This is a genomic window from Micromonospora sp. NPDC005173, from assembly GCF_040608515.1.
In the GTDB taxonomy this organism is placed as follows: domain Bacteria; phylum Actinomycetota; class Actinomycetes; order Mycobacteriales; family Micromonosporaceae; genus Micromonospora.
On the sequence record NZ_JBEXIK010000007.1, the window covers coordinates 165,588 to 177,646 of the forward strand.

Below are 12,059 nucleotides of genomic sequence, written 5' to 3' on the forward strand. Positions count from 1 at the left end.
CGCGCCGCCTCCGGACGGTGGCGCGCCCCGCAACGGACAGCGCGGTCGGGCCCGTGACCATTCCCGTCGGTCTCCGTCGGGGGTGGTTTCGGACCGAAAGACCGGTTCGAACGGCAGGCCACGGTCTGGCAGGTGGCCCTGGGCCGGGGTGCCCGCCCGGCCTACGGTCGGTGCGGGTATCGGTGAACGGGGGGCGTCATGGTGGGTACGGCTGCACTGCTGGGCATCGCGTTGGTGGCCTTGGGGCTGGTGCTCACACCCGGCCCGAACATGGTCTACCTGATCTCCCGCTCGGTGGCGCAGGGCCGCCGGGCCGGGCTGATCTCGCTGCTCGGGGTGGCCGCCGGGTTCGGCGTCTACCTGGCGGCGGCGGTCGCCGGGCTGGCCACCGTCTTCGTCCTGGTGCCGACGCTGTACGCGGCGGTGAAGCTGGCCGGGGCCGGCTATCTGCTCTGGCTGGCCTGGCGGACGCTGCGCCCGGGTGGGCAGTCCCCGTTCACGCCCGCGCCGCTGCCCCCGGACCAGCCGCGACGGCTGTTCACCATGGGCCTGGTCACCAACCTGCTGAACCCGAAGATCGCCATCCTCTACGTCTCGCTGCTGCCGCAGTTCATCGACCCGGCGCGGGGACACCTGGCGGCGCAGAGCCTGCTGCTCGGCCTGACCCAGATCACCGTCGCGCTGACCTTGAACGCGCTGATCGTGCTCAGCGCCGGCTCCCTCGCCGGGTTCTTCGCCCGCCGGCCGCTGTGGCTGCGGGTGCAGCGCTGGGTGACCGGCACGGCGTTGGCCGCGCTGGCCGTCCGGATCGCCACCGACCGCTCCCGCGCCGCCGTCGCCACCCCCTGAGCCGGCAGTACGGTCAGTTGCCCAGGTCGCGGTGCCGGCGCAGCATACCGGCGGCCAGCGGCGCGGCGTCCAGGTCGCCGGCGGCGAGCCGGGCGGCGAGGGTACGACGTACCAGCCGGTCGGCCAGCGCGGGCGCGTGCCGGCCGACAGCCATCTCCAGCCGGCCGCGCGCGGTGGTCGCCACGTCCCGGGGTGCCCGCCGGGCGGTGGCGGCGCGCAGGATCGCCGCGACCACCCCCTCGACGGGCTCCGGCCGGGACACCCCCTGCAGGGACAGGCCGGCCTCGGCGGTGCTGTCGTGGATCGGTGAGGCCACCATGCTCGGGTAGACGACGCTCACCCCGACGTGGGTGCCCACCTCGTGGCGCAGCGCGTCGGCGTACGCGACCAGCGCCCGCTTGCTCACCCCGTACGCGGCAGCGAGCGGCAGCGGCAGCACCGCCATCCGACTGGACACGAAGATCACCCGTCCCCGTGCGGCGAGCAGTGCGGGCAGCGCCGCGGCGGTGGTCCGCCAGGCGGCCAGCAGGTTGACCTCGAGCTGCCGGCGGACCATCTCATCGGGCGGCAGCTCGGCCGGGGCGGGGCCACCGACCCCGGCGTTGTTGACCAGCAGGTCCAGCCCGCCGAGCCGGTCAACGGCGGCCCGCACCGCCGGCGGCACGGCGGCTGGGTCGGTCAGGTCGCAGCCGAGCACGGGCAGGTCGTCGTCGGGTCGCGCGTGCAGGTCCAGCCCGACCACCCGGGCGCCGGCGGCGTTCAGCGCGGCGCCGAGGTGACGGCCGAACGTGCCGCTCGCCCCGGTCACCAGCACCCGGCGGCCGGTCAGCCCGGTCACCGTCCGGCTCCGACCCGCGCGGTGGCGTCGGGACCGCCACCGCGCGGTGCGGTCGGGCGCGCGCGGCGGGCGCCGGCGGTCAGCTCCCGGGTCAGCTCGGCCAGGTAGACGTCGAAGTCCACCCGCATCGCCGGTCGGCGCTGACCCCAGCGGGCGGTCGCCGCCCGGAGTTCGGCGCGGCAGACGGCCCGCTGCCGGTCGGCCTCCGGTAGCGCGTACCGGCCGGCGAGCTGCGCGGCGACCAGCTTGGCCTGCGCCTCCACCAGGGGGAACGCGGACCCGGTGGACTGCATCAGCCCGACGAAGGTCAGGCCGGGGGCGTCAGGGTGGAACACGTGCCGGTACAGCGACAGGGTGTCCGCGCCCTCGTTCAGCAGCGCCGGGTCGAGAAACGGGATCTCCACCCGGTAGCCGGTGCACCAGATGATCAGGTCGACCGGGTCGCTGCGGCCGTCGGTGAACTCGACCCGGTCGCCGTCGAGGGCGGCGATGCCGGGGCGGGCCTCGATGTCGCCGTGGGTCAGCCGGGACAGCAGCCCGTCGGAGAGCGTCGGATGGTCCTGGAGGAAGCCGTGGGTCGGTGCGGGCAGCCCGTAGCGGGCGGGACTGCCGACGGTGGTGCTGAGCATGGTCTGGCTGATGCGTTGGCGCAGTCGCCACGGCAGCCGGCGGGCCAGCGCCCCGTTGAGCGTGTCGGAGGGGCGGCCCAGCAGGTACTTCGGCACCACCCACACGCCCCGGCGCAGCGACAGCAGGGTGCGGGTGGCAGCGTACGAGGCGTCCACGGCGATGTCCATCGCGGAGTTGCCGCCCCCGACGACCAGGACCCGCTTGCCGGCCAGTTGTTCCGGGCCCCGGTAGTCGTGGCTGTGCAGCTGTTCGGCGGTGCTGGCGCCGGGGTACGGCGGGCTGGGCAGCCGGGGCACCCGGTTGTGGCCGTTGGCGACCGCCACGGCCTCGACGGTGACCTCGACCGGCCCGTCCGGTCCGCTCGCCCGCACGGTCCAGGTGCCCGAGGGATCCCGGGTGACCCGCTCGACGGTGTGGCGCAGGCGGATGGTGTCGCCCAGCCCGAAGCGGTCGGCGTATCCGGCCAGGTAGCCGGCGATCCGGCGGTGGTCGGGGTAGTCGGGCCAGTCGGCGGGCATCGGGTGGTCGGCGAACTGGGTGCGGCCGCGGCTGGTGTTCAGGTGCAGCGTGCGGTACGCGGGCGAATCGGGCGCTCCGTACACCCAGAGGCCGCCGACCTGGTCGGTGGCCTCGAAGCAGACCGTCGGCACGTCGGCGTCTCGCAGTGCCTTGACGGCGGCGAGCCCGGCCGCGCCGGCGCCGATCACCGCCACCCTGGGTGGTACGCCCATCGCTGCCCCCACTTAATCCAACGTCCGATGGATAATCGTCGTGAGCGGGCGGCCCGTCAAGAGGCCGCCGGTCCGTACAGCCCGTCCAGGAAGCGGTGCACGAACACCCGGAACTCGCGCCGCTCCCGGGCGCCCGGCGCACCCGCGGCCAGCGCCACCACGTGCCCGTGTGCGGCCCAGACCAGGCTTCGCACCGTGATGTGCGGTGTCGGTTCGACCAGCGCGCCGGCCGCCGCCGCGGCGGTGAGCAGCTCCGTCACCAGCCGGTACAGCGGCTCGGCGTAGCGCTGGTCGAGCTCGGCGTGCCGCTGCGGTTCCAGCCAGCGTCGCAGCCACAGCGCGGTGGTCTCCGGACGGTCCTCCAGGAAGTCGACGAAGACGTCGACCAGGTCGTGCAGGGCGCGCCGCGCCGCGTCCGGCCCCGCGTCGAGAGCCGATCGGGCCTGTTCGGCGGCCTGCGTCAGGACCTCCCGCTCGGCGGTGAAGACCCGCGCGAAGCAGGCGTCGTAGAGCGCCGCCTTCGTACCGGTGTGGTGGGCGACCGTGGCGACGTCCACGCCGGCGGCGGCGGCGACCTCCCGGAGCCCGACGGCGTCGAAGCCGCGCTCGGCGAAGAGCGCGGTGGCCGCGGTGAGCACCACCTCGCGGGTCGGGCGGCTCTGGTCCCGGCGGGGCCGACCCGGACGGCGTTGGGGCATGGTCATGGCCGCCATTCTGCCCCTAGAATCCATCAACCGTTGGATTGGTGGGCTGCTGCCCTGGAGAGGATGCGGCGATGACCGGGCTCGACCGGCGGCCCGCTGCCGCCACAGATGCGACGCTGCCCCGCGGCCCGTTGGCCGGCTTCGCCGCCGGCTCGATCGGCATGGGTGTCTGGGTGACCGTGCCCGGCCTGCTGCTGCTCTACTTCCTCACCGACGTGCTGGCCGTCGAGCCGTGGCTGGCCGGTCTGGCGCTGCTGTTGCCGAAGGTCGCCGACGTGCTGCTGCACCCGTGGGTCGGGCATCGCGCCGACGTGGAGCAGACCCGCCGGGGCGACCGGCGGCGACTGCTGCTGCTCGGCTGCGTCCTGCCGCTCGCGTTCGCCGCGATCTTCGCGGTGCCCGGCGGGCTGACGGGCGCACCGGCCGCCGCGTGGGTGGCGGTGTTCTTCGTCGCCGGCAACCTGCTCTTCGCCGCCTACCAGGTCCCCTACCTGGCCACCCCGGCCGACCTGCGGATCGGCTACCACGAACGCACCCGGCTGATGGCGTTCCGGATGGTGGTGCTGACCCTGGGCATCCTCGTCTCCGGGCTGCTGGCCCCCCTGCTGACCGGCGGCGACGCCGCGACCCGCACCGGCTACCAGCGGATGGGTGTGGTCCTGGCGGTGGGGATGCTGGCCGCCATGCTGGTCGGCGTCGCCGGCATCGCCCGGCTGCGCGGCTCCGCGGCGGCGACCGGTCCGGCAGGGCACGGCGGGTGGGGGGCGTTGCGCACCGCGCTGCGCGACCGGCAGTTCCGCTGGCTGGTCGCCGCCTACCTGGCCATGTCCACCACCACCCATCTGGTACTGGCCGCGGTGCCCTACTACGCCGAGTACGAGCTGCGCGCCCCCGGCCTGACCACGGTGCTGGTGGCCGCGTTCGTGGCGCCGGCCCTGCTGGTCACCCCGGCCTGGCTGGTGCTGGCCCGCCGGGTCGGCAAGCAGCGGGCGCTGCTCGGCGCGCAGGGCGCGTTCGCGGCCGGCTCGCTGGTACTGGCGGTGGGCCGACCGGCCGGCCTGCCCCTGCTGATCGGCGCGGTGGCGGTGCTCGGGGTGGCGTTCGCCGGCATGCAGCTGCTGCCGTTCTCGATGCTGCCCGATGTGATCCGCGCGGCCGACACGACCGGCGCCGGCACCTACACCGGGGTGTGGACGGCCACCGAGGCCACCGGCGCGGCCCTCGGCCCGTACGCGTACGCCCTGTGCCTGACCGTCGGCGGGTTCGTGGCCTCGACGGCCGGTCAGACGCCGGTCCAGCCGGACGCGGCGCTCGCGGCGGTCCGTTACGGGTTCGGGCTGCTGCCCGCCGTGGCGATGCTCGCGGCGCTGCTGCTGCAACGCCGCTACACCCTGGACGCGACCGCCCGAACGGCCGGCTGACGGCGCGGCGACGCCGTCAGCCGCCCGGCACTAGACTTCGCCCTCGATGGACGCCCAGCCCACCCCCACCGAAACCCGCCCGTGTGCCCACTGTGGACAGCCCGTGCCGCAGCGTGTCGGCGCGGGTCGACCGTTCCGCTACTGCCGGGACAACGACGGCGCCTGCCAGCGCGCCTCCCGCAACAGCCGGATGCGCCACCGCAACGCCCCCGGCCTGCCCGGGCAGGTGGCCCGCACCTGGGAGGCGGTGGACCGGCTCGACCAGATCGTCGAGACGTTGACCGAGTCCCTGCACGCCGAGCTGTCCCCGGTGGGTGTGCAGCGGCAGTTGGCCCAGGCCCGCGCCGAGGCGGCCACCGAGGTCGCCGCCGCGCAGGCCGAACGCGATGAGGCCCGCGGCGACGCCGAGGACGCGGCGGCGGACGCGGCCCGGGCCCGTGAGCAGGCCCGTGGTGCGCTGGCCGACGCCGAGGACGCCCGGCAGCGCGCCGAACGGGCCGTACAGCAGGCCGGCGCGGCCGACGAACGGACCCAGCGGGCCGAGGCCGCCCGCGACCAGGCACGCCACGACGCCAGTGCGGCCGAAGCGCTGCGGAGCCAGGCCGAGCGGGACCGCGACCAGGCGCGACACGACCTGCGCGACCTGCGCGCGCACCATGACACCGAGCGGCAGCGGGTGGCCGACCTGACCGTCGAGCGCGACGCGGTGCGCGCCGACGCCGAGCGGGCCACCCGGGCCGCCGCCGAGGCCACCGAGCGGGCGCAGCGGTGGCAGGCCGAGGTGCAGGACGTCCGGCGCCAGATCGAGCAGGCCCGCGCCGACGCCGCGCGGACCCGCACCGAGGCCGCCGACGCCGCCCGCGCCCGGGAGCAGGCCGACCGGGCCCGCGACCGCGCGCAGGTCGCCGCCCGCGAGGCCGACGACGCCCGGCAGGAGGCGGCCGAGCTGGCCGCGCAGCTACGCGCGGAACTGGCCGCCACGGCCGCGCAGCGCGACGCGCTCGCCGCCGAGGTGGGCGCCGCCCGGCAGGCCGCGGCCACCGCCGAGGGCCGGCTCACCGCCCTGACGGTACGGCTGGAGGCCGCCGAGACCGACCGGGACCTGGCCCAGCGGCGGGTGGCGCAGCTCGGCGACCAGGTCAGCGACCTGGCCCTGGCGCTGGCCCGGCTCGGTGCCGCCACTGCCGACGACGCCACCCGCTGACCCGGCCCGGCGCTCAGGCCCGGTCAGTGGATGCCGGCCATCAGCGCGCGGATGTGCCGGGCGAACATCACCGCGCCCAGCCCGAACGCCACCGACGCCAGGCCGAAGGTGAGGAAGTAGGTCGGCTCGGACCAGGTGTCGGCGAGCCGGGCCACCTGCCCGCCGATCGCGTCGCCGACGGCGGTGGCGAGGAACCACAGCCCCAGCATCTGGCTGGCGTACTTCACCGGCGCCAGCTTGGTGGTGGCGGACAGGCCGACCGGGCTCAGCGACAGCTCACCGGCGACCTGGAGGGCGAAGACCGCCACCAGCCACCACGGGGACACCTGGCCACCGCCGACGGCGGCCTGCGCGGCGGCGGCCATCAGCACGAACGACAGGCCGTTGAGCACCAGACCGACGGCGAACTTCACCGGCGTGGACACCCGGTGGCCCACCCGCAGCCACAGCAGCGCGAACAGCGGCGCGCCGATGATGACCAGGATCGGATTGACCGACTGGAGCCAGGACGCGGGGAAGGTGAAGCCGGCCACGTTCCGGTCGGTGCGCTCGGCGGCGAAGATGTTCAGCACCGACCCGGCCTGGTCGTAGATCAGCCAGAACGCGGCGGCGAACACGAACAGCCACAGGTACGCCTTCATCCGGCTGCGCTCGGTCGTGCTGAGCTCCCGGTCGGTCATGATCCGGGCGAAGTAGCCGATGGTAACCAGCACGGTGACCGCGGTGAGCAGGTTCACCACCGAGTCGATGGTGAACAGTCCGGCCAGCGCGAGCGCGGCGACGAGTACGACGAGCGCCGCGACCGCCACGCCGACGCGGGTCAGCGCCCGGCGGCGGTCCGCGCCCAGCAGCGGGTCGGCCGGCCGGTCCCCGGCGTCGCCCAGGTTGCGCCGGCCCAGCACGTACTGGATCACACCGAAGGTCATCCCGACCGCGGCCACGGCGAACCCCAGATGCCAGTTGATCTTCTCGCCGAGCAGGCCAGTGATCAGCGGGGCGATGAACGCGCCCAGGTTGATGCCCATGTAGAAGATCGAGAAGCCGGCGTCGCGGCGCGGGGAGTCCCGGTCGTACAGGGCGCCGACCATGGTGGAGATGTTCGGTTTCAGCAGGCCGGTACCGAGGACGATGAGGACCATCCCGGCGAAGACGCTCCACCGCGTGGGCACCGCCATCACGTAGTGCCCGGCGGCGATCACCACCCCACCCCACAGCACGCTGCGCCGGGCGCCGATCAGCCGGTCGGCGACCCACCCGCCGGGCAGCGCCATCAGGTACACCATCGCGTTGTACGTGCCGTAGACCGCGGTGGCGCTGGAATCGCCCAGCCCCAGCCCGTCGTCGGTGGTCTCGGCCGTGAGGTACAACACCAGGATCGCCCGCATGCCGTAGAAGCTGAACCGCTCCCACATCTCGGTGAGGAAAAGGGTGGCCAGTGCGCGGGGATGACCGAAGAACGTCCGCTCGGTCGGGGCACCGCGCTCGACCGGCACGTCATGGGCCATCGCAACCTCCGCTGCACTCGGGCGGTTAACATCCCCGGTGGCAGCCGAAACACTCCACCGTTGCGAACCGGCCGGGGATCACCTGGTGGGGTGGTCGTCCTGGCCGGCTACCCTTGGTCCCGGCCCACCCGTGGACGCCTCACGCCCCCGGGCGGGAATGGCTGGGCGGGAACGCACCGTTACACCCAGAAGACCAGCACCACGAACGAGGGGAAGTCGATCATGGGCGAGCGTATGCTGCGCGGAAGCCGCCTGGGCGCGGTCAGCTATGAATCCGACCGCAACACGGAGCTCGCGCCGCGTCAGACCCGCGAGTACCTCTGTGCCAAGGGCCACCAGTTCGAGGTGCCGTTCGCCGTCGACGCCGAGGTCCCGACGACCTGGGAATGCAAGTTCGACGGCAGCGTCGCTCGACTCGTCGACGGCAACGAGCCGGAGCAGAAGAAGGCCAAGCCGCCGCGTACCCACTGGGACATGCTGCTGGAGCGGCGCTCCATCGCCGAGCTCGAGGACATCCTCGCTGAGCGGCTGCAGGAGGTCCGTACCCGCCGCGGCCGCGCCTGAGCCGCACCGCACGACACGGCGCCCCCGGGGTTTCCCCCCGGGGGCGCCGTCGTGTCTCTACCGGTCAGTTACGGCCAGGCTCGACGATCTCGCCCTCGATGGCCCGGCCGCCGTCGACCACCACCGGCTGCTCCGGTTCCGGACGGGGCGTCGGTCGCGGCGCACCCTGGCGCACCCGCACCGTACGCGGGCCGAACAGGTCACCGGCGACCATCGACGACACCCGCCGCTCGGTGGTGCGTTGCATCCCGGCGCGGGCCAACCGCCGCAGCGGCGGCACCAGCAGCAGCAGGCCGACCACGCCGCTGACCAGACCGGGCACCGCCAACAGCAGCGCGCCGGCCAACCCGACCAGCCCGTCGGTCACCTGCCGGCCCGGTGGCTGTCCCGCCTGCGTCGCGGAGCGGAATCCACGCCAGGCGCGCATGCCCTCGCGGCGCAGCAGCACCAGCCCGAGCAGCGAGGCCCCGAACACCAGCAGCACCGCCACGCCGAACCCCAACGCCCGCCCCACCAGGACGAACACCGCAAGCTCCAGCACCACCGCCAGCAACAGGGCCAACGGTACGAACCTCAGTCCTCGGCGCATCTCACCTCATCGCCATCCCGCGGCACACGGACAAGTACCGCCCTTCCAGCATGACACGGCCGCGCTCACGGCCACCGCACCTGACCGGTGGGGGTGCCGTGCAGGCCCCGACGCACCGCCTGCCGCCGGTCCTGCACCCCCCAGGTGGTGATCCGCCACAGCGCCTCCGCCACGATCCGCGGGCTCATCTTGCTGTCCCCGCGTTCCCGTTCGGCGAAGGTGATCGGCACCTCCACGATCCGTACTCCGGCCTGGTGCGCCAGCCGGGACAACTCCACCTGGAACGAGTAGCCCTGGGAGCAGACCGACGCCAGGTCGATGGCGTCCAACGCGCTGAGCCGGTACACCCGGTAGCCGCCGGTGGCGTCGGACACCGGCATGCCCAGCGCGAGGCGCGCGTACAGGTTGCCGCAGCGCGACAGCAGCAGCCGCCGCAGCGGCCAGTTCACCACCTGCGCGCCGCTGGTCCACCGCGACCCGATGACCACGTCGGCGTCGCGGGCGGCCTCCAGCAGCGCCGGCAGGTCCTCCGGGGCGTGCGAGCCGTCGGCGTCCATCTCCACCACGGCGTGGTAGCCGCGCTCGCGGGCCCAGCCGAACCCGGCCAGGTACGCCGCCCCGAGGCCCTGCTTGCCCTCCCGGTGCAGCACCCGCACCTGCGGGTCGGCGTCGGCCAGGGCGTCGGCGATCGCGCCGGTGCCGTCGGGGCTGTTGTCGTCGGCGATCAGGATCTGCACCGCCGGGGCGGCCCGGCGGACCCGGCCCACGATCGCGGCGACGTTGTCGGCCTCGTTGTAGGTGGGGATCACCACCAGCACCCGGCCCACGCCGGGCACCTCATCCGAACGCCGGACCGTATCGGTCGCCTGGATCACGGTTCCTCCGCTCCCGCCGGCGTACCGGCTGCTGCTATCCGGGCATGACCCGCTGCCGCCGACGCAGCACCGCCGCGCCGACCAGGGCGGCCGCGGCCAGCCCGGCGAGCGCCACCTCCGGCCACCAGCCGAGCCGGGTGGCGAGGGTGGTTCCGCCGTCGAGCCGTAGCTGCCGCACCACGACCTCCCGGGTGTTGAACCCGGTGGCGTCGCTTACCCGCCCGTCGGGGGCCACGAACCCGGACACTCCGACCGTGGAGGCCATCAACGCCGGCCGGCCGTGCTCCACCGCCCGCAGCCGCACCATGGCCAACTGCTGGCGGGCCTCGGCCACGTTGAACGTCGCGTTGTTGGTCTGCACCACGAGCAGTTGCGCGCCGCCGGTGACGGTGTCGCGGACCACTTCGTCGTAGGCGACCTCGAAGCAGATGACGTCGCCGAGGACCGTCGAGCCGGCGCGTACCACGCCCGGGGTGCTGCCGGCCACGAAGTCCGACCGGATCAGGTCGACCTTGTCGCTGACCATGCGGGCCACGTTGCGCAGCGGCACGTACTCGGCGAACGGCACGGGGTGCCGCTTGGCGTACACCTGGGTCAGGTCCGGGCCGGTGCCCGGCTGCCACAGGACACCGGCGTTGCGGACCTCGCCGGGGCCGGGGCCGAGCAGCACCGCGCCGACCAGGATCGGCGCGCGGATGGCGTCGGCGGCCTGGGAGATCCGGTCCCCGGCGGCGGGGTTGCGCAGCGGGTCGATGTCACTGGAGTTCTCCGGCCACACCACCAGATCGGGTTGGCGCTGCTCACCGGAGGCGACCCGCGCGGCCAACTCCACGGTGGCGTCGACGTGGTTGTTCAGCACCGCCTGCCGCTGGGCGTTGAAGTCCAGCCCGAGGCGCGGCACGTTGCCCTGCACGATCGCCACGGTGACCGGGGCGCCGTCGCCCACGGCGGCGACCGGCACCAGCAGGCCCGCCGCGCTCAGCGCCACCGCGGCGGCGGCCGGTACGGCCACCGGCAGCCACCGGCGCGCCGGAGCGGCGTCCCCCGGTGCTGCCCGGACGGCGGTCCAACCACGCCAGGCGGCGGTGACCAGCAGCCCGCCGACGAGGGCCACCGCGAAGGTGACCAGCGGCGCGCCACCCAACGCGGCCAGGCGCAGCAGCGGGGACGAGTCCTGGCTGAACGCGAGCCGCCCCCACGGGAACCCACCGAACGGGGTGCGGTCGCGCAGCGCCTCCTGCCCCACCCAGAGCAGCCCGGTCAGCGCCGGCCACGCCCACCGGGTGCGGTCGGCCAGCGGCGACACCCAGGCCGTGGCCATGCCGAGCAGCGCCAGATAGCCGGCCTGCAACAGCGACAGCAGCAGCCACGGCAGGTAACCGGTGTGCAGGTTCGTCCAGGCCAGCAGCGGCCCGAAGAGCGCCAGCCCGGTGAGGAAACCCAGGCCGGCGCCAGCGCGCAACCGTCGCCGGTGCGCCGCGGCGGCCAGCAACGCCACCCCGACCGGCGCGAGCGGCCACACCCCGTACGGCGGGAACGCCACCAGCAGGGCCAGACCGGCGGCCAGCGCCATCGGCGCGGCGACCTTCAGCGGCAGTGGCCGGCCGGCGACGACCGGCGCAGCCGGCACCGCCGGGGCGTGGGCCTCATCCCGGTCCAGTGTCGTCACCGCAGCTTCACCTCGATCACGGGGCGAAGGCTACCTGGCCGGCGGGCGCGTCGACCGCATCGGGCCGCCGGGGACGAACCACCCGGCGGACATGAAATCGGGGCGCGGCTCGCGCCGCGCCCCGATGCTCCCAGGCCCTCCCCGGCCGGTGCGGCGAGAACGAGGCACGCCGACCTTCGGACCGACCGGACGCGGACTGGCTGCCCCCGCCGGGCCGTTGTCTACTGGCCGTGCACCTCACCCTGCCCGTACACCGGTAACCGCGACCGGTTCGCGCCGCCCCGCCGACCCCCGCCCGCTGGACCTGGCCGCCGCGACGATGACGCTGAAAAATGTCGCTCGGCCAGCGGACGAAGGGACGAAGCGAACAACAGCCGCTTCCCGTGGTAGGACTCAAAGACGGTACGTGTTGCACCCCGCCCCCTGTCAACCCGCCCCCGGCCTGTCGTGTGTTGCGACACGGCGTGTCGGGTCGGCGAG

The 12,059-nt window shown here is 74.6% G+C and carries 11 protein-coding genes; 4 read left to right on the top strand and 7 right to left on the bottom strand.

Annotated features, from left to right (window positions below):
• Positions 1–198 precede the first annotated feature (198 nt).
• A complete protein-coding gene (locus ABZV00_RS11735; protein WP_355604640.1) occupies positions 199–849 on the top strand; it encodes a LysE family translocator in 651 nt (216 codons plus the stop codon).
• Between the two features lie 13 nt (positions 850–862).
• Here ABZV00_RS11735 and ABZV00_RS11740 read toward each other — a convergent pair whose 3' ends face one another.
• The 3 genes from ABZV00_RS11740 to ABZV00_RS11750 are packed head-to-tail and all read right to left on the bottom strand — an operon-like array spanning position 863 to position 3,752.
• Complete coding sequence (locus tag ABZV00_RS11740) at positions 863–1,687, bottom strand: SDR family oxidoreductase (protein WP_355604642.1); 825 nt, start codon at positions 1,685–1,687, stop codon at positions 863–865.
• The gene (locus ABZV00_RS11745) at positions 1,684–3,048 is read right to left on the bottom strand and encodes an NAD(P)-binding domain-containing protein (protein ID WP_355604645.1); all 1,365 of its coding nucleotides are present in this window, start codon (positions 3,046–3,048) and stop codon (positions 1,684–1,686) included. Before ABZV00_RS11745 ends, ABZV00_RS11740 begins: the two co-directional genes overlap by 4 nt.
• Positions 3,049–3,104: 56 nt before the next feature.
• Positions 3,105–3,752 (bottom strand): TetR/AcrR family transcriptional regulator, encoded by a 648-nt coding sequence (locus ABZV00_RS11750; protein ID WP_355604648.1) that lies wholly within the window; start codon positions 3,750–3,752, stop codon positions 3,105–3,107.
• A 71-nt stretch (positions 3,753–3,823) separates the two neighbouring features.
• Here ABZV00_RS11750 and ABZV00_RS11755 point away from each other — a divergent pair, with 71 nt between their 5' ends.
• Positions 3,824–5,173, top strand: coding sequence for an MFS transporter (locus ABZV00_RS11755; RefSeq protein ID WP_355604651.1), 1,350 nt, complete (start codon positions 3,824–3,826; stop codon positions 5,171–5,173).
• A 46-nt stretch (positions 5,174–5,219) separates the two neighbouring features.
• Complete coding sequence (locus tag ABZV00_RS11760; protein WP_355604654.1) at positions 5,220–6,377, top strand: hypothetical protein; 1,158 nt, start codon at positions 5,220–5,222, stop codon at positions 6,375–6,377.
• 23 nt (positions 6,378–6,400) lie between these two features.
• Here ABZV00_RS11760 and ABZV00_RS11765 read toward each other — a convergent pair whose 3' ends face one another.
• On the bottom strand, positions 6,401–7,882 hold the full coding sequence (locus ABZV00_RS11765; protein ID WP_355604656.1) for a peptide MFS transporter: 1,482 nt from the start codon (positions 7,880–7,882) through the stop codon (positions 6,401–6,403).
• 222 nt (positions 7,883–8,104) lie between these two features.
• Here ABZV00_RS11765 and ABZV00_RS11770 point away from each other — a divergent pair, with 222 nt between their 5' ends.
• The gene (locus ABZV00_RS11770) at positions 8,105–8,446 is read left to right on the top strand and encodes an RNA polymerase-binding protein RbpA (RefSeq protein WP_007460094.1); all 342 of its coding nucleotides are present in this window, start codon (positions 8,105–8,107) and stop codon (positions 8,444–8,446) included.
• 64 nt (positions 8,447–8,510) lie between these two features.
• Here ABZV00_RS11770 and ABZV00_RS11775 read toward each other — a convergent pair whose 3' ends face one another.
• The 3 genes from ABZV00_RS11775 to lnt all read right to left on the bottom strand — a co-directional run bounded on the left by ABZV00_RS11775 (position 8,511) and on the right by lnt (position 11,483).
• Positions 8,511–9,035 (bottom strand): FxsA family protein, encoded by a 525-nt coding sequence (locus tag ABZV00_RS11775; protein ID WP_328416771.1) that lies wholly within the window; start codon positions 9,033–9,035, stop codon positions 8,511–8,513.
• A 65-nt stretch (positions 9,036–9,100) separates the two neighbouring features.
• Positions 9,101–9,910, bottom strand: coding sequence for a polyprenol monophosphomannose synthase (locus tag ABZV00_RS11780; protein ID WP_355604659.1), 810 nt, complete (start codon positions 9,908–9,910; stop codon positions 9,101–9,103).
• A 34-nt stretch (positions 9,911–9,944) separates the two neighbouring features.
• Complete coding sequence (gene lnt / locus ABZV00_RS11785) at positions 9,945–11,483, bottom strand: apolipoprotein N-acyltransferase (RefSeq protein ID WP_355604779.1); 1,539 nt, start codon at positions 11,481–11,483, stop codon at positions 9,945–9,947.
• Between the last annotated feature and the right edge of the window lie 576 nt (positions 11,484–12,059).